Raw genomic sequence first — 17674 nt, forward strand, 5'->3', positions numbered from 1 at the left:
GGCCTCCTATCGCAGCTTGAGGGTCGACAGGCCGACCAGCGCCAGGATGACGGCGATGATCCAGAAGCGGATCACCACCTGGCTTTCGGTCCAGCCGAGCTTTTCGAAATGATGGTGGATCGGCGCCATCAGGAACACCCGCTTGCCGGTCATCTTGAAGTAGCCGACCTGGATGATGACCGACAGGATCTCGACGACGAACAGGCCGCCGACGATGACCAGCACGATCTCGTGCTTGGTGGCAACCGCAACCGTGCCGATCAGGCCGCCAAGCGCCAGCGAGCCGGTATCGCCCATGAAGATCGCCGCCGGCGGTGCGTTGAACCACAGGAAGCCGAGGCCGGCGCCGATCACTGCGCCGAGGACCACCGCCAGTTCACCGGTGCCGGGCACGAAATGGATCTGCAGATACTCGGCGAACACCGCATTGCCGGACAGGTAGGCGATGACGCCGAAGGACGCCGCCGCGATCATGATCGGCACGATCGCAAGGCCGTCGAGGCCATCGGTCAGGTTCACCGCGTTGCCGGCGCCGACGATGACGAAGCACGAGAACGGGATGAAGAACCAGCCGAGATTGATGAGGAACTCCTTGGCGAAGGGGAAGGTCAGCGACGATGAGAACGGCGCCTGGCCATTGTGCATGATCACCCAGGCGGCGATGCCGGCGATGACGAATTCAAGCCCCAGCCGCGCCTTGCCGGAAAAGCCGAGATGCGATTGCTTCGTCACCTTGAGATAATCGTCGTAGAACCCGATCGAGCCGAAACCCAGGGTCACCAGCAGCACCACCCAGACATAGATGCTGGACAGGTTCGCCCACAGCAGCGACGAGCCGATGATGCCGCACAGGATCATCAGCCCGCCCATGGTCGGCGTGCCGGCTTTCTTGAAATGCGTCTGCGGCCCGTCGGCACGGATCGGCTGGCCCTTGCCCTGCCGCAGCCTCAGCGAATTGATGATGGCCGGACCGAAGATGAAGACGATCAGCGCCGCGGTGATCAGCGCGCCGCCGGTGCGGAAGGTTATGTAGCGGAAGACGTTGAAGACCGAGATCTTGTCCGCGAATTCGACGAGCAGTGTGAACATGCGATTCGGTCCCTGGACCTGGCTCTAGGTCTGTTTGGCGGTTGCGGCTGCCGCCGGAAATTTGCTGAGCAGTGCGTCGACCAGTTTGGAAAACCCGATGCCTTTCGACGATTTGACCATCACCACGTCGCCCGGCTTCAGCACCGACAGAAGCACCAGTTTCAGATCCTCTGCGCCGGCGCGATATTCTGTCTCGATCTCATCAGGCAGGATATCGGCCAGCGCCCGCATTTGCGGGCCGGCGAGAAACACCGTGCGCGTGTCGGTGCCGACGATGAGATCGGCAAGGGCGGCGTGCAGCTTCGCCGAATGGTCGCCGAGTTCGAGCATGTCGCCGAGCACCGCGATGCGCCTGCCTTCGCCCGACACCGGCGTCGCGTTGAGCAGCGCCATCGCTGCGCTCATCGACGCCGGATTGGCGTTGTAGCTCTCGTCGATCAGCGTGATCGGACCTTTCGGGTGGCGCAGCACATGGCGCTTGCCGCGTCCGCGTTCGGCCGAAAGATCGGCCAGCGCCAGCGCCACCCTGGCGATGTCGGCGCCGACCAGGTGCGCGGCGCCCAGCACAGCCAGCACATTCTGCACCATGTGTCGGCCCGGCGCGCCGACCCTGGCGGTGATCTCCTGACCGCCGATCTTGGCAGCGATGACGGAATGATCGGCATGCAGCGCGCATGTCAGCAGCTTGAAGGTCGCACGGGCATTCTCGCCAAAGCCGTAGATGTGCTCGACGCCGGCGGCTCTCGCCATCTTGTCCAGAAGCTTCCAGCGCGGGTCGTCGCGGTTGAGAAGGACGGCACCGTCCGGTTCCAGTCCTTCGAAAATCTCGGCCTTGGCCTTGGCGATCTCGTCCAGGTTGCGGAAGAAGCCGAGATGTGCCGCGGCGATCAGCGTGACGATGGCGACATGCGGCCGGACCATCCTGGCCAGTGGCCGGACCTCGTCGGGATGGTTCATGCCGATCTCGAACACGGCATAGTCGCAATCCACAGGCAGCCGCGCCAGCGTCAGCGGCACGCCCCAGTGGTTGTTGAAAGACTGCGCCGATGCGTGCACCTTGCCGACCACGGACAGCACATGGCGCAGCGCTTCCTTGGTGGTGGTCTTGCCCGCCGAACCGGTCACCGCGATGATCTTGGCATTCGAGCGCGCGCGCGCGGCCAGCCCCAGCTTTTCCAGCGCGGCCAAGACGTCCTGCACGACGATCATCGGCGCCGTCAGCCGCCCGAGCGACGGCAACTTGCCCTCAGCGACGACCAGCACGCCGGCGCCGGCCTTGATGGCGGCGGTCGCGAAATCATGGCCGTCCATCGCCTCGCCCTTGATCGCGAAGAAAGCATCGCCCGGCTCAAGGCTGCGGCTGTCGATCGAGATGCCACCGATACCCTCCGGCATCGGACCGAGCGGTCGTCCGCCCATGGCGGCGACGAGATCCTCTGACGTCCACAGGAAGCTCATGCGGCGTGCTCCTGGAGCGCGGCGCGGACTTCCTCATGGTCGGAAAAATGCAGCGTTTCGGCGCCGACGGTCTGGCCTTCCTCATGCCCCTTGCCGGCCACGATCAGCGTATCGCCGGCATGGAGCATGGCGACTGCCTCGTGGATCGCCTTGCGCCGGTCGCCGATCTCGATGGCGCCGGGTGCAGCGGCAAGAATCGCGGCACGGATCGTTTCGGGCACTTCCGAGCGCGGATTGTCGTCGGTGACGATCACGACATCGGCGAGCCGCGTGGCGATCTCGCCCATGATCGGACGCTTGCCGCGGTCGCGATCGCCGCCACAGCCGAACACGACGATGACGCGGCCGGTGGTGAACGGCCGCACCGACGCCAACACGTTTTCCAGCGCGTCCGGCTTGTGCGCGTAATCGACATAGACCGGCGCACCGTTGGCAGTGGTGCCAACAAGGTCCAGCCGGCCCGGGGCGCCCTTCAATTTCTCCAACGCCATCAGGGCTTTGGCGGCAGGTGTTCCAGTAGAAATGGCGAGGCCCGCCGAAACCAGGGCATTGGCGATCTGGAAATCGCCGGCCAGCGGCAGGTCGATCTCGTGGAGAACGCCATCGACTTCCACCTCGGCACGCTGGCGGTGGCGCTCGTGCTCGACCCGCTTCAGTGTCAGGAACTCGCCGTGGCGGCCGACCGTCAGCACATCCAGTCCCGCGGCCCTTGCCGCCTGGATCGTCGGCTCCGACCAGGGATCGTCGGCAAAGATGACGGCCGGCGCGCCCTTCGGCAGCAGCGCGTCGAAAAGGCGCAGCTTGGCGCTATGATAGTGCTCGACTGTCGGATGATAGTCCATGTGATCGCGGCCGAGATTGGTGAACCCGCCGGCTGCGAGCTTCACGCCGTCAAGCCGGCGCTGATCGAGACCATGGCTGGAGGCCTCCATCGATGCGTGGGTGACGCCGGCATCCGCCAGTTCGCGCAGCAGCCTGTGCAGGTCGACCGGGTCGGGGGTGGTCAGCGAGCCGTACTCGTTGCGGCGCGGCGCCACCACGCCGGTTGTACCGATCGAAGCAGCGGCAAAGCCTGACTGCTCCCAGATTTGCCTGGTGAAAGCCGCAACCGATGTCTTGCCGCTGGTGCCGGTCACCGCGACCATGGTTTGCGGCTGCCTGCCGAAGTAGCGGGCCGCACTCAGTGCCAGCGCCAGGCGCGGATCGTCGACGGCGAAAACCGGCACCGGCAGTCCGGCGACGCTGCCCTTGCCGGCCACGATCGCTGCGGCGCCGCGCTTGGCGGCATCGGCGGCATAGGCCGCGCCATCGGTCTTGATGCCAGCGAGCGCGAAGAAGACCACGCCTGGTCCTACCTGGCGGGAATCCGAAGAAATCCCGGTAACCTCCGTATCGAAGGAAGCTGTCCCCTCGACAGGCAGGATACCGGCTAGGTCTTTCAGCTTCATCGAACCCCGTTCATAGCAACAAAATAGCGCGCAGTTGCCGGCGCGCCCTCAGAATCACTGATAGGAAACCAGCGTTGCGCCATTTTCATGGCTGAAATCTGGCTTCACGCCAAGCATGGAAGCCGAACGTCGGATAATGTTTGCAGCCATGGCGCCAGCATTCGAGGCGGCCGTCGCACCCATGCCGGGTTTTTCCGGCTTCGGTTCGTCGGCGATGGTAAGCACGATGTATTGCGGATCGTCCATCGGGAAAGCCGCGACGAAGGCGTTGAAGTTCTTGTCCTTTGAGTAGCGGCCGTTGACAACCTTCTCGGCCGTTCCCGTCTTGCCGCCGACGCGATAACCTGGGACCCTGGCGTTCCTGCCTGAGCCTTTCTCGGCATTGAGCGCGTAGAGATAGCGCATGTTCTCGGAGGTCTTGTCGCTGACGACTTTCTTGGCCACCGACATCGCATGTTCCTGCGCCCGTCTCAGGAATGTCGGCTGGATCAGATAGCCGCCGTTCATCAGCGCGGCACAGCCGACCGCCGTCTGCAGCGGCGTCGTCGACACACCGTGACCAAAGGCGATGGTGATCGAATGGACCTGTTTCCAGACCTTTGGCTCGGTCGGGCGGGCGACCTCAGGCAGTTCCGTCTGCATTCTCTCGAGGATGCCCAGGCGATGCAGGAATTCGCGGTGCCCCTCGATGCCGACCGCTTCGGCTTCCTTGGCCGAACCGATGTTGGACGAATAGATGAACACTTCGGGTACCGACAGCACCCGGGCCTTGCCATGAAAATCATGGATGGTCTGGCGGCCGATCCTGATCGGGCGCGTAGCGTCGAAACGGCTTTCCAGCGTCACTTTGCCCGAATCGAGCGCCATGGCGGTGGTGAAGCTCTTCAAGGTCGAGCCCATCTCGTAGAGCCCGGCCGACATGCGGTTCAAGCGGTCCTTGTCGTGCGCATTATAGGGGTTGTTCGGATCGAAGTCCGGAACCGAGGCCATCGCGACCACTTCGCCGGTCTTGACATTGAGAACGACGGCGCCCGCCGCGATTGCGCGGTATCTTTCCATGCCGGTGGCGACCTCGTCACGCACGATATGCTGGACGCGCAGGTCGATTGAGAGCTGCACCGGCTTCAGATCCTTGGCCACCGCCAGGCCGGACGCCTGAAGATCGCTCAGCCCCTGTTCGTCGATGTATTTCTCCATGCCGGAGATGCCCTGATTGTCGATGTTGGTGAGGCCGACAATGTAGGACGAGGTTTCGCCGGCCGGGTAGAAGCGGCGCTTTTCGGTGCGGAAGCCGATGCCGGGAATGCCTAGCTGCAGAATGTCAGATTGTTGCTTGGGCGTCAGTTGCCGCTGCAGCCAGACGAAGCCGGCGCCGCTCTTCAGCTTGTGATAGGTCTGCTCGTAGTCGATTTCGGGAAGCACCGTCGCCAGTTTTTCGATCGCCTCGTCGGCGTCGACAATGCGGCGCGGCTCGGCAAACAGCGACGCCGTCTTGATGTCGGTCGCCAGAACTTCGCCGTTGCGGTCGACGATGTCGGGCCGCGATGCCGTCACCCGGCTCTGCGGACCGCCGGACAGGTCGGGGTTCTGGAAACCGAGATAGACCAGCCGCCCGGTGATGGTCAGATAGATGCCGAAAAACACCGCCATCGTCATCACGACGCGGGTCCTGCCCTTGCCGCCTGTCGCCTTGCGGGCGCCTTCGACCACAATCGATCCGTCGTCGCCGGACTTGGCGCGGCGCGTCAGCAGACTGGTGATCACTGGAAGTCTGGCGATCATTGGACGATGCCTCCGGTGACCACGGGGTCGTTGCCCATCGGTTCCTTGCCGGAATTCTCGGCCATGCCGCCCAGCCGCTCGGACGAAAGGTCCTCGATGGTGAGGGGTTTTGCCGGCAGATCGTCCAGCCCGATGATCTGTCGGGCGCTGACCGGCTCGAGCTCGAGCTGCGATTTATAGATCTCGGCCAGCTTTTGCAGGCGCGACGGCTGGGTAAGCAGGCTCCAGTCCGCCTTCAGGAGATCGATCGTGTCCTCCTCGTAGCGGATCTGTGCCTGGACCTTGTGCACCGCCGCCAATTGTTCCTCGGCCTCGCGTTTGGTCTTGAAGGTCAAGGCCGCGGCCGAAACCATGACGGCGATAAGGACTATGTCGCTGGTACGAAACACGTGCTCACCTCTCTCCCGGCCGCTCGGCACCGGGAAGTTTTGGGTCAGGAAGTTTTGGAAGACCGAAAATCGAAAAATCGCCGGCGCGCGGCGGCGCGTCGGTGCGGATCGCAGCGCGCAGCCTTGCCGAGCGTGCCCGCGGATTGGCCGATATCTCGGCCTCACCGGGCGTCACGCCGCTGCCCACCTTTTTGAATGTGGCGCTGCGCGCCTGCGCCTCGGGCAGGTGCCGCGATCCAGTCGCCGCATCGGCGCGATCGGCGATGAAGCGCTTGACGATGCGGTCTTCCAGGGAATGGAACGTCACCACGGCCAGCCGTCCGCCCGGTTTCAGCACGCGTTCAGCCGCAAACAGCGCTTTGGCCAGTTCGCCTAGTTCGTCATTGACGAATATGCGCAGCGCCTGAAAGACGCGGGTCGCTGGATGGATCTTGTCCTTCGGCGCGCGGCCGATATGCGTTTCAATGGCGTCTGCAAGGTCGAGCGTGCGCTCGAACGGATGTTTTTCGCGACGGTTTTCAATCATGCGGGCGATGCGGCCGGCATGGCGCTCTTCGCCAAGAAACCCGAAGATGCGGGCAAGATCGCCCACCTTGAAAGAGTTGACGACATCGGCGGCGCTGAGGCCAGCCTGCGCCATGCGCATATCGAGCGGTCCGTCGGCACGGAACGAAAAACCGCGCTCCGCCTGATCGATCTGCATGGAGGAGATGCCGATGTCGAGCACGACGCCGTCAGCGCTTTCGACATGCTCGTCCAATGTCGAGAACGGCGCCTGAACAAGCCGGAGCCTGCCGCCCGATTGTTGCTCGAGAACACGACCGGCAGCAATCGCATCCGGATCGCGGTCGATCGCGACAACCGAGGCGCCTCTCGCCAGAATGGCTTTGGAGTAGCCGCCGGCGCCGAATGTGCCATCGACGACCACCTCGCCCGTCTTGGGCGAAAGCGCCTCCAGCACTTCGGCAAGGAGGACCGGAATGTGACGGGCCGGTCCGCCAACGGCGTGAGGGTCATCGCCGTAGCCCGCCATCATTCCGGCCGCTCCCCAGGCTTCGTCCCCTGCCGAAGCTGCAAAAGCCGGGCGCGTGCTTCCGCCCCATAGGCGGTGAGCCGTCCAGGTTCCCAGATCTGAAAGAAATTGCCGCGGCCGACAAAAGCCACTTCCGCGGAAATGCCGGTATGCTCGCGGATGAAATCGGTCATCGAGATGCGGCCGTCCTGATCGAGCTTGAGAAAGGTTCCATCGCCATGGCAGAAGAACGACATGTCGTCCGAGGTCTGCAGGAAGGGGTCTTCCTGCGCGATGCGCTGCTCGTAGCGGTCGAGCAGGTCGAGCCCGCCGACATCCATCGCCGGACGGTCCAGGCAGCGCAGCGCATAGAGTTCCGAATAACCGCGCTTCTGCACAACCGCACGGAAATGCGCTGGAACGGACACCCGCCCCTTCGCATCGATCCTGTTCACCGCGCTTGACAGAAACCGGTCCATTACGCGTTACGGCCGCTTGCGCCGCCGCACCCCTCTGCATCTTCCCGCCCGCGCCGCCACAGCGCGGTCCCTGCCCAAAACTCACTTCGTTCCAAAAGGCAAAAACAGGCGAACGCGCAGCCGCCGCGGCTGCCCGATTGGCGTACGCTTCACCCTGACGCGGAACGAAGGCTTGAATATCTGAATGGGATATCATGGGGTACTATGGGCGTCAACGGGAACAGGCTTCACAAAACGCGCGCCACAACCGATGAGGGCAGCTTTGACGGCACTCCCGTGTTTATGCTCCATTAAGCCTAACGAAGCGTTTAGAGCGGTTTTCCGGCGCGGTTCGGCGCTTGCCTGCCGGTGTCACCCGGCATAGCGTCTGCGCATCCTTCTCCTCAAAGTCAGGGTTCGAAAAACCATGTCCGAAACAGCGAAGTCGCGCGCCGCCACCCTTGCCCATTTGCGTGGCGTCAAGCTCGCCAAGGGCGATCCGGTCTCGCTGCCGCTGACAATGACGACCACGTTCCATCTGCCCGGCAATCCGGCCGGCGTCAGCCAGTACGGGCGCTACGACAATCCGACGTGGGAAGCGGTGGAAGACATGCTCGGCCACCTCGAGGACGCGCCGTCCGTAGCGTTCCCGTCGGGCATGGCCGCGATCGCGGCGGTCTTCTTCGCGCTGCTCAAGGCAGGCGATCGCATCCTGCTGCCGTCCGATGGTTACTACACGCCGCGCCTGCTTGCCGAGCGCTTCCTCAAACCTTTCGACCTCCCGTTCGACACACGACCGACCAAGTCCTTTGTGGACGGCGGTTTTTCCGGCTACCGGCTGGTGTTCGTCGAGACCCCATCCAATCCTGGGCTGGACATTTGCGACCTGGCCGGCGTGGCGCGCCTTGCGCACGAGGCCGGCGCGCTGGTCGTCGCCGACAACACCACGATGACGCCTTACGGTCAGCGCCCGCTCGACCTCGGCGCCGATATCGTCGTTGCTGCTGACACAAAAGCGCCCAATGGCCATTCCGACGCGCTGTTCGGCCATGTCGCCAGCCGTGACGCCGGCATCATCACCGCCATCCGCGAGTGGCGCAAACTGTCGGGCTCGATCCCCGGACCATTCGAAGCCTGGCTGGTCCATCGAGGCCTCGAGACGCTGGAAGTCCGCTTCGACCGCATGTGCAAATCGGCCGAACTGATCGCCCGACGCCTGACAAATCATCGGGCCGTGAAATCCGTCCGCTTTCCTGGACTGGAGGATGACCCTTCGCACAATCTGGCGACCACCCAGATGGAGCGTTTCGGCTTCCTTGTCGGCCTCGACCTGGGCAGTGAAGCCAGGGCCGAAGCGTTCATCGGCGCCTGCGCCCTGATCCAGCCGGCGACCTCCTTCGGCGGCGTCCACTCTTCGGCCGAGCGGCGCGCCCGCTGGGGTGATGCGGTGCCGCCCGGCTTTGTTCGCCTGTCGGTCGGCTGCGAGCCGGTGGAAGCGCTTTGGCAGGCGATCGAGGCGTCACTGGACGGCGTCGACGGTTGACCGAACCGATCACGAAGCCAGATCGTCGGCTTCGATATTGCGCCGGCCATGCAGCACACGCAGGATCTCGACTGCATCCTCGCCGACACGGTACAAGGTGAGGTATTCGCCGACGACCAGATGGCGGATGCCGGGCGCAATGTCTTCGCGCGGCGCGCCCGAGAAAGGATGCAGGGTCAACAAATCCCAACGCCTCTCCAGGATATTCACGAGGCGGATCGCCGCATCAGGATTGTGTTCGGCAATGTAGTCGCCGATACGTTCGAGGTCGATTACTGCCTGGGGAAGCAGGCGGTATTTCACTCCTCAAGGCCTTTGGCCTCGGCCATTTTCAGATATTTGGCGCGCAGTCGTTCCATGATTGGCGGCCCGTCCAGCGCCGGACCGCTGTCGATCCCCTCCTGCACCAGCTTGCGCAACTCCTCGACCGTGTAGCCGTGCAAGTCACGGCGGTCCTTCCATTGCCTGAGTGCGTCGCGGATCACCTCACTCGCCGAAGCATATTCGCCGGCGGCGACCACATCGTCGACCGCCGCCGCCAATTCCGGCGAAAGCGTGATGCTGCGTTTGTCGACCTGACCCATGGTGCGCTCCTGATATCGCCCGCACCCGGGAAGGTACGATTTAATCGCACCATTTTCAAGAAACGCCTGCTTCATGCACAGGAAGCGCCTGAACCAGCAAGCGCGCCCGAAGACGCAACCTGCTGATATCAGGGAGTTTCCCTCTAGAATCTGGACGAAAATTGCCAGCTGGCCTGTAAGCCGGGTTCTGTATGGCCCTCGCCCCTTGCGGCGCGAGAACGTGGCGGCCATTCATCTTGGGCGCATGTTGCCATGCGCCTCACGCAACCTACCCGGGCGGTGAGCCGGAAACAGCCCTCGAGGGTTTCCCCTCGCACCGCCCCTATTCGGTCTTGCTCCCGGTGGGGTTTACCGTGCCGCTCCTGTTGCCAGTCGCGCGGTGGGCTCTTACCCCACCCTTTCACCCTTACCACGACGGATCGTGGCGGTTTGCTTTCTGTGGCACTTTCCCTAGGGTCGCCCCCGCCGGCCATTAACCGGCACCGTGTCTCCATGGAGCCCGGACTTTCCTCATCCGCAGCCTTTCGGCTTCGCGGGTGCGGCCGCCCGGCCAGCTGGCAAGGCGTATAAAGGGATTCACATTCGAAAACGCAAACAAAAAAGCAGGTCCCGGTCTATTACGCCGGCGCTCCAAGCGCGGCCAGCTGCACTTTGACCTTGCCGCAATAGGCCGCGGAAATCGGGTTCATCCGCTTGGCGCCATGGCCGGCATTGTACTTCAGGATCGTGCCGCAGGTCGTGCCGTCGCCGAGGTTGCGCGCCATGGCGAGGTATTTCATGCCGTATTTGATGTTGGTCTCGGGATCGTGGAGACCCTTGATCGAGCCGCTGTAACCCATCATCCGCGCCGTCGACGGCTTGATCTGCATCAGGCCGATCTCACCGGCGCGGCCGACCTGGTTCGGCTGAAACCTGCTCTCGATCATGATGACGGCCTTGGCGAGCGAGACCGGCACACCATTGCTGGCCGCATGACGCTCGATGATCGTCGAATACTGGCCGCTATCGCCAGCGGCCGCCGGCTTCGGCGCCGCCGCCCGGCTTTGCCGGCCGATCGACGCCGTCGTCGCCTGGTCGATGCGGGTCCTGTTGCGCTTCACATGCCGCTTGGAGACTGCCTTCTTTGCAAGGACTGGCTTCTTTGCAAGGACTGGCTTCTTTGCAACGACTGCCTTCTTTGCAACGATTGCCTTCTTTGCAACGACTGCCTTCTTTGCAGAGACCTTTTCCGCCTTTGCGGATGCTGGCTTTTTCGCTTTCACCGCAGCAACTTTTTTCGCCTTTGCGGAGGCTGTCCTTTTTTCTCCGGCATCTTGCCCGGCTTTCGGCGTGGCAGTCTTATCGGACGCGGTCATGAAACCCTGGTCGGCCCGCTGGCTCAAAGGCGCGCCATTGGCCGCACCGATGGCAAAAGTCATTACGCCGGCAGCAACAGCTGCCGTTAAAACGGTCAATTTCTGCATGGGATCCTGTTCTGTTTGAACCGCGCGAAGAACTTCACGCAGCTACGCCAATCAACGTCGGAACATTTGGGAGGCTGTAGGTCCGACAACTTGCACGGATCGCCTTTGACGGTCGAATTGGCGGCAAAAAAGGCGGGGCAAGTCACTTTAAATGACAGGCTGTAACTTACAGCCAGGAAAAGACTACTTGGACGGAACTGCCCTCACCGAGCCAAGCAGCCGTTCCAGCGTGCGAATTGTCGATCCGTCGGCCACGCCATCCACTTTGCGTTGCCGGAAATGCCTCTGGAAAGCCTCGACCACGATTTCGGTTTGCCGATCGAAAGCGCCTGATATCTCCACGCCATAACCGTAGAGCGCCAGCATCGACTGCAGCGCCTCGACCTCGGCAGATGCGTCGCCGGCCTTCAGCACCGCGCCGCGCCTGAGCGGTGCCGCTTCGACGAGATGGCCGACACCGGCCTCGAACAGGGCCTTCCAGGGGAATCTCTCGCCCGGGTCGATCTTGCGTCCCGGCGCCACGTCGGAATGGGCGAGCGCCCGTTGAGCCGGGATGGAATGGCGCTGAACAATCCCCTTGCACAGGCCGATCAGGGCATCGATCTGCCGTTTCGGAAAATTCCGGTAGCCCATCGAATGTCCCGGATTGACGATCTCGATGCCGACCGAACAGGAGTTGATGTCGCTACGTCCGAACCAGGAACTCTTGCCGGCATGCCAGGCACGGTCGCTTTCCCTGACCATCTGGACGATGCGGCCGTCCTCATGGACGAGGTAGTGCGACGAAACCTCGCTGGCTGGATCGCACAGCCATGCTTCGGCGCCGGCGCCGGTCTCCATGCCGGTGTAGTGCAGCACGATCATGTCGACCGTCTCGCGTCGTGGACCGAAATTCGGCGATACCCTGACCTCGGCGCTCGGCTCGTCGGGCAGGAAGCCGCTCATGCGTGCCGCAGGCCCCGTTCGATCATCTCATAGGCCGCGTTGATCGCCGCTATCCTGCTGGTTGCGATCTTGATGAATTCCTGCGGCAGGCCGCGTGCGATCAGCCGGTCGGGATGGTTGTCCGAAACCAGCTTGCGGTAACGCTTCCTGACCTCCTCGAAGGTTTTTCCCCGCTCGATGCCGAGCACGACATACGGATCGGCCGCACCCAGATCGACGTGCCGGGCCAGAATGCTCTGGTAATGCGCCTCCTCGATCCGGAAGATCTCGGCGATGCGATGCAGGAACTGACCTTCGCGCTCGTGGACCAGCCCGTCGGCCTTGGCGATATGGAACAGCCCGTCGAGAATGTCCTCCAGCATCGCGCAGTTCGAATGGCTGGAGCCGCAAAGCTGCGCCATGCGCGCGGCATAGGTCTCGAAGCCGGCGATGTCGCGCTTGGCCAGATCGTAGAGCCGCGCCACATTGCGCGTCTGCTCCTTCGGCACTTCGAATATCTGCTGGAAGGCGCGCACCTCGTCCTGGGTGACGATGCCGTCGGCCTTGGCCATCTTGGCCGACAGAGCGATCATGGCCACCGAGAAGGCGACGCGCCGGCGCAGGTCGGGGTCGCCGGAGAAAACCGTGCGCACAGCCTCGACCACGTCGGCGACGCCGGACGAGGTTGAGGACGAAACGCGAGTGATGAAGTCGCCGAGGCGGTCCCAAATCGACATGGGCACCTATTAGGGCTAACTGGCCACCGCTATCAAGCCCACCGCTATCAAGCTGAAGACAATGCCGCAGGGCCGGCCCAGCCGATTTCGCGGCCGCCTGAGCAGCTGGCGCAACCGTCGATAATGGAAATCAGGCGGCAGCGGCCATGGCGCGCGAAACTGCAAGCCTTCGTCACCTTGCCATTTTCGGCCCCTTCTGCTGGGCCAAAAAGTGACAGGCGAAACCGAGCTTGCGGCGGCGGCCGCAAGAAGACTGTCCTGAAGTCAGAAGGCCGGCAGGATGCCGGCCTTCTGTTCATCACATAAGAATTACTGCGCCGGCGCAGATGGCTGTGCCGGAGCCGGCTCGGCCGGCTTGGTCGCGTCAGGAGCCGGCTGCATCGGCTGTTCGTTCGCCGGCGGATTGGTGCTCTGCGTGGTGGTAGCGTCCCCGCCCGTGCCGCTGTCGCTGCAAGCCGCAACGCCAAGCAGGGCAAGCGCCGAAACCGACGCAAGAATGAGTTTCTTCATGACATCTCTCCTCTAATCACGCCCCCGCTACCGGTGACGATCGAGGACAGAATGCACCAAATGCCCCATGGGTTTCATAACGTTGCATTTCCGTATGTAACATCATCTGCTTTTGCGTTGCAGGCGAAGCCATGGCGAATTAACACCAGACCATGGCGAATTAGCACATTTGAATCAATAAAATGCCCGGGAGAGCTGCCGTGACCGCCAAATGGGATTTCTGGATCGACCGCGGCGGCACCTTCACCGATGTCATCGGCCGGGACCCGCAAGGCGGGCTGCACCCGCGCAAGCTGCTATCCGAAAATCCCGAAACCTATGCCGACGCCGCCATCCAGGGCATTCGCGATCTGCTCGGGCTAAAATCCGGCGCGCCGATCCCATCCGGCCTGATCGGCGACATCAAGATGGGCACCACCGTTGCCACCAACGCGCTTCTGGAGCGCAAGGGCGACCGTGTGCTGCTGCTCATCACCAGGGGATTTCGCGACGCGCTGAGGATCGCCTATCAGGCGCGGCCCGATATCTTCGCCAAGCAGATCATCCTTCCCGAACAGCTCAACGAGCGCGTCATCGAGGTCGATGAGCGCGTGCGCGCCGACGGCCGCGTCGAAAGGCTGCTCGACATCGCCGCCATGCGCCCGGCCATCGAACAAGCCAGGGCCGACGGCATCGACGCGGTGGCGATCGTATTCATGCATGCCTGGAAATATCCCGACCACGAAAAGGCGGTTGCAAAAGTCTGCAGGAAACTGGGGTTTTCGCAGGTCTCGGTCAGTCATGAGGTCTCGCCGCTCATCAAGCTGGTCGGGCGCGGCGACACCACCGTGGTCGACGCCTATCTGTCGCCGATTCTGGCAAGGTATGTGCAGAGGGTGGCGAAAGAGCTGGGCGTCCTCTCCCCCCTCGAGGGGGAGATGGCTGCGCAGCAGCCAGAGGGGGTCATCTCAGAAGGCACCGCCAAGGAGTCGAACCCAGTCGAGCCGACCCCACCCGGCGGCTTCGCCGCCACCCTCCCCTCAAGGGGGAGGGAATCCCCCCGACTGATGTTCATGATGTCGTCCGGCGGCCTTACCGCCGCCGATATGTTCCAGGGCAAGGACGCATTGCTGTCCGGTCCGGCCGGCGGCGTCGTCGGCATGGTCGAGACAGCAAAGCTCGCCGGTTTCGACAAGGTCATCGGCTTCGACATGGGCGGCACCTCAACCGACGTCGCCCATTATGACGGCGACTATGAGCGCGCCTTCGACACCGAGGTTGCCGGCGTGCGCATCCGCGCGCCGATGATGCGCATTCACACCGTCGCCGCCGGCGGCGGCTCGATCCTGCACTACGAGGCCGGCCGTTTTCGCGCCGGGCCGGATTCGGCCGGCGCCAATCCCGGCCCGGCCGCCTACCGGCGCGGCGGACCGCTGGCCGTCACCGACGCCAATGTCATGCTGGGCAAGCTGCAGCCCGACTACTTCCCGACCATTTTTGGACCCAGCCAGGACGAGCCGCTCGACGTGCAAACCGTGCGCGAGAAATTCGCCGCACTCGCCGCCGAAATCGGCGACGGCCGCACGCCGGAGGCGGTCGCCGAAGGGTTCGTCACCATCGCCGTCGAAAACATGGCCAACGCCATCAAGAAGATTTCCGTTCAGCGCGGCTACGACGTCACCGAGTATCTCCTGAACTGTTTTGGCGGCGCCGGCGGCCAGCACGCCTGCCTCGTTGCCGACGCACTCGGCATGGAGGCGGTGCTGATCCATCCCTTCTCCGGGCTGCTGTCGGCCTATGGCATTGGATTGTCCTCGATTTTTTCGTCGCGCCAGCAGGCGCTGCTGAAACCGCTGGCGGAAGTGTCCAGGCCGGCAATCGACGAGCTCATCGCGACGCTGCGCAAAGCCGTCATCGACGAGCTTGCCGCGCAAGACATTGCCGAGGACGCCGTCGCCTCGAAACCGGTGCTGCAGATCCGCTACGACGGCACTGACACCGCGCTGCCGGTGAATTTCGAGCACGGTTCGATCGCACGCGCCAAGGCGGATTTCGAATCAGCGCACAAGGCGCAGTTCGGCTTCGTCTATGACGACAAGCCGATGATCGTGGAATCGGTCGGCGTCGAAGGCATCGACAGCGGCGACGCCGGCCGCGAGGAAAGTGATTCAATCCTTGAGGACATCGCCGCAAGCCCTTCGGAAAATCGGCAAATCTTCATCGACGGCACTTGGCGAGACGCCGGCATTTGCCGCCGCGAGGCGCTCAAACCGGGGCACAAGCTTGGCGGCCCTGCCCTGGTCATCGAACCGAACCAGACCATCGTCGTCGAGCCGGGCTGGCAGGCCGAAATCACCGCCAAGAACCACGTGCTCCTGCGTCGCATCGAGAAAAAGCGCCGGCTGGCGGCACTCGGCACCGAGGCCGATCCGGTCATGCTGGAGGTGTTCAACAACCTGTTCATGTCGATCGCCGAACAGATGGGCGTGACGCTGCAAAACACCGCCTATTCGGTCAACATCAAGGAACGGCTGGATTTCTCCTGTGCCGTCTTCGACCGCAATGGCGCGCTGGTCGCCAATGCGCCGCACATGCCGGTGCATCTCGGCTCCATGGACCGTTCGGTGGAAACCATCATCCGGCTGAACTCCGGCGACATCCACCCCGGCGACGTCTTCGCACTGAATGCACCTTATAATGGCGGCACGCATCTGCCTGACATTACGGTGGTGACGCCGGTCTTTTCCCTCCCCCTCGAGGGGAGGGTGGCGGCGAAGCCGCCGGGTGGGGTCGGCTCGACTGGGTTCGACGTTCCGGCGGTGCCTTCTGAGGAGACCCCCTCCGCCGCCTCCGGCGGCGCCTCCCCCTCAAGGGGGGAGGAGATCCTCTTCTACGTCGCCTCGCGCGGCCATCATGCCGATATCGGCGGCACCGCACCCGGCTCGATGACGCCGCTCGCCACCACCGTCGACGAGGAAGGCGTGCTGTTCGACAATTTCCGCATCGTCGATCGCGGCCGGTTCCGCGAAAAGGAGCTGGAGACGCTGCTCACCGACCACCCCTACCCGGCACGCAACCCGCACCAGAACATCGCCGACCTCAAGGCGCAGATTGCCGCCAATGAAAAGGGCGTTGCCGAGTTGCGCGAGATGGTCGCGCATTTCGGCCTTGGCGTGGTCGAGGCCTATATGGGCCATGTCCAGGACAATGCCGCCGAAAGCGTGCGCCGCGTGCTGGAGCGGCTGCCCGACAGCTCCGTATACGAGTATCCGACCGACACCGGCCAAATCATCAAGGTGAAGATATCGGTCGACCGGCAAAAGCGCGAGGCGACCGTCGACTTCACCGGCACGTCGCCGGTCATGAAGAACAATTTCAACGCCCCCGAGCCGGTCGCCCGCGCAGCCGTGCTCTATGCGTTCCGCGTCATGGTCGAGGACATGATCCCGATGAATGCCGGGTGTCTGAGACCGATCAACATCATCATTCCCGAGGGTTGCATGCTGAAGCCGACCTACCCGGCCGCGGTCGTCGCCGGCAATGTCGAGACCTCGCAGCATGTCACCAATGCGCTGTTCGGCGCCATGGGCGCGATGGCCAATGCGCAAGGCACGATGAACAACCTCACCTTCGGCAACAAGCAGTACCAGTATTACGAGACGATCTGCTCCGGCTCGCCGGCAGGCCGGATGAACAACGGTCGCGGCTTTGCCGGCACCTCCGGCGTCCACACCCACATGACCAATTCGCGCCTGACCGACCCGGAAGTGCTGGAGTTGCGCTTCCCCGTCCTGCTCGAGGATTTCCACATCCGCGAAGGCTCCGGCGGCAAAGGCAAATGGAGTGCCGGCGACGGCACCGAGCGCACCATCCGTTTCCTCGAAAAGATGGAATGCGCCATCCTGTCCTCACATCGCAACCGCCCGCCGCAAGGCCTGGACGGCGGCGGCGATGGCGAGGTCGGCTCGACCAAGGTTCGCCGCAAGGATGGCCGCATCGAAGTCCTGAAGGCTTGCGACCAGACGGTGCTCGAGGCCGGTGAAGCCGTCATCGTGACGACGCCGACGCCGGGCGGATTTGGCCGCCTCTAAGGAGGCATCCAGAATTCGCTCTGGCGAGTCAGGTGGGGTGGTTTTCGAGAACCGAAGCGGAGCGGACATTTGGGTCCGTGAGCATCGGAAGCGCAGAAAACCGCGTCAGATGACCGCCGGAGTAGAATAATCGATGCCTCCGACTGTCACCGGCCTGTCATCCACCTGCGCTACCCGCTTGCGCCAGAGCAAACGGGGAATCGCCTT

15 protein-coding genes and 1 other RNA gene are annotated in these 17674 nt (G+C 63.3%); 2 read left to right on the top strand and 14 right to left on the bottom strand.

The genetic code is table 11. The annotated features are described in order from the left end of the window. Positions 1-6: 6 nt before the first annotated feature. The 7 genes from mraY to mraZ are packed head-to-tail and all read right to left on the bottom strand — an operon-like array spanning position 7 to position 7657. A complete protein-coding gene (gene mraY / locus M727_RS0117680) occupies positions 7-1089 on the bottom strand; it encodes a phospho-N-acetylmuramoyl-pentapeptide-transferase (RefSeq protein ID WP_023798736.1) in 1083 nt (360 codons plus the stop codon). A 24-nt stretch (positions 1090-1113) separates the two neighbouring features. Next, positions 1114-2547 carry a UDP-N-acetylmuramoylalanyl-D-glutamyl-2,6-diaminopimelate--D-alanyl-D-alanine ligase gene (locus M727_RS0117685; RefSeq protein WP_027153792.1) on the bottom strand — a complete coding sequence of 478 codons (1434 nt, stop codon included), beginning with the start codon at positions 2545-2547 and terminating at the stop codon, positions 1114-1116. Next, the gene (locus M727_RS0117690) at positions 2544-3995 is read right to left on the bottom strand and encodes a UDP-N-acetylmuramoyl-L-alanyl-D-glutamate--2,6-diaminopimelate ligase (RefSeq protein WP_027153793.1); all 1452 of its coding nucleotides are present in this window, start codon (positions 3993-3995) and stop codon (positions 2544-2546) included. The genes M727_RS0117685 and M727_RS0117690 overlap by 4 nt, the downstream gene beginning before the upstream one ends. Positions 3996-4049: 54 nt before the next feature. Next, positions 4050-5777: a penicillin-binding protein 2 gene (locus M727_RS0117695; protein ID WP_245268691.1), complete on the bottom strand. Its 1728-nt coding sequence runs from the start codon at positions 5775-5777 to the stop codon at positions 4050-4052. Beyond that, a complete protein-coding gene (locus tag M727_RS0117700; protein WP_027153795.1) occupies positions 5774-6166 on the bottom strand; it encodes a hypothetical protein in 393 nt (130 codons plus the stop codon). The genes M727_RS0117695 and M727_RS0117700 overlap by 4 nt, the downstream gene beginning before the upstream one ends. Before the next feature lie 4 nt (positions 6167-6170). After that, entirely contained in the window at positions 6171-7202 is a 1032-nt protein-coding gene (rsmH, locus tag M727_RS0117705; RefSeq protein ID WP_027153796.1) for a 16S rRNA (cytosine(1402)-N(4))-methyltransferase RsmH, read from the bottom strand. Next, positions 7199-7657: a division/cell wall cluster transcriptional repressor MraZ gene (gene mraZ, locus M727_RS0117710; protein WP_023798730.1), complete on the bottom strand. Its 459-nt coding sequence runs from the start codon at positions 7655-7657 to the stop codon at positions 7199-7201. The genes rsmH and mraZ overlap by 4 nt, the downstream gene beginning before the upstream one ends. A gap of 406 nt (positions 7658-8063) precedes the next feature. Between mraZ and M727_RS0117715 the strand changes: the two genes are divergently transcribed. After that, complete coding sequence (locus M727_RS0117715) at positions 8064-9179, top strand: cystathionine gamma-lyase (protein ID WP_027153797.1); 1116 nt, start codon at positions 8064-8066, stop codon at positions 9177-9179. A 9-nt stretch (positions 9180-9188) separates the two neighbouring features. Here the strand turns inward: M727_RS0117715 and M727_RS0117720 are convergent, their stop codons facing one another. The 7 genes from M727_RS0117720 to M727_RS0117750 all read right to left on the bottom strand — a co-directional run bounded on the left by M727_RS0117720 (position 9189) and on the right by M727_RS0117750 (position 13397). Then, on the bottom strand, positions 9189-9482 hold the full coding sequence (locus M727_RS0117720) for a type II toxin-antitoxin system RelE/ParE family toxin (protein WP_027153798.1): 294 nt from the start codon (positions 9480-9482) through the stop codon (positions 9189-9191). Continuing rightward, positions 9479-9763 carry a type II toxin-antitoxin system ParD family antitoxin gene (locus tag M727_RS0117725; protein ID WP_027153799.1) on the bottom strand — a complete coding sequence of 95 codons (285 nt, stop codon included), beginning with the start codon at positions 9761-9763 and terminating at the stop codon, positions 9479-9481. Before M727_RS0117725 ends, M727_RS0117720 begins: the two co-directional genes overlap by 4 nt. 160 nt (positions 9764-9923) lie before the next feature. Next, positions 9924-10321: RNase P RNA component class A (rnpB, locus tag M727_RS39185), an RNA gene on the bottom strand. A 59-nt stretch (positions 10322-10380) separates the two neighbouring features. Then, complete coding sequence (locus M727_RS0117730) at positions 10381-11226, bottom strand: transglycosylase SLT domain-containing protein (RefSeq protein WP_027153800.1); 846 nt, start codon at positions 11224-11226, stop codon at positions 10381-10383. A gap of 183 nt (positions 11227-11409) precedes the next feature. Beyond that, positions 11410-12171 carry an N-acetylmuramoyl-L-alanine amidase gene (locus M727_RS0117735; RefSeq protein WP_027153801.1) on the bottom strand — a complete coding sequence of 254 codons (762 nt, stop codon included), beginning with the start codon at positions 12169-12171 and terminating at the stop codon, positions 11410-11412. Next, complete coding sequence (locus M727_RS0117740; RefSeq protein ID WP_027153802.1) at positions 12168-12887, bottom strand: DnaJ family molecular chaperone; 720 nt, start codon at positions 12885-12887, stop codon at positions 12168-12170. The genes M727_RS0117735 and M727_RS0117740 overlap by 4 nt, the downstream gene beginning before the upstream one ends. Positions 12888-13196: 309 nt before the next feature. Continuing rightward, positions 13197-13397, bottom strand: coding sequence for a hypothetical protein (locus tag M727_RS0117750; protein WP_023798723.1), 201 nt, complete (start codon positions 13395-13397; stop codon positions 13197-13199). Between the two features lie 200 nt (positions 13398-13597). Here M727_RS0117750 and M727_RS0117755 point away from each other — a divergent pair, with 200 nt between their 5' ends. Next, complete coding sequence (locus M727_RS0117755; protein WP_027153804.1) at positions 13598-17467, top strand: hydantoinase B/oxoprolinase family protein; 3870 nt, start codon at positions 13598-13600, stop codon at positions 17465-17467. Positions 17468-17674: the final 207 nt, after the last annotated feature.

The sequence above is a fragment of the Mesorhizobium sp. WSM2561 genome, assembly GCF_000513915.1.
GTDB classification, from domain to species: domain Bacteria; phylum Pseudomonadota; class Alphaproteobacteria; order Rhizobiales; family Rhizobiaceae; genus Mesorhizobium; species Mesorhizobium muleiense.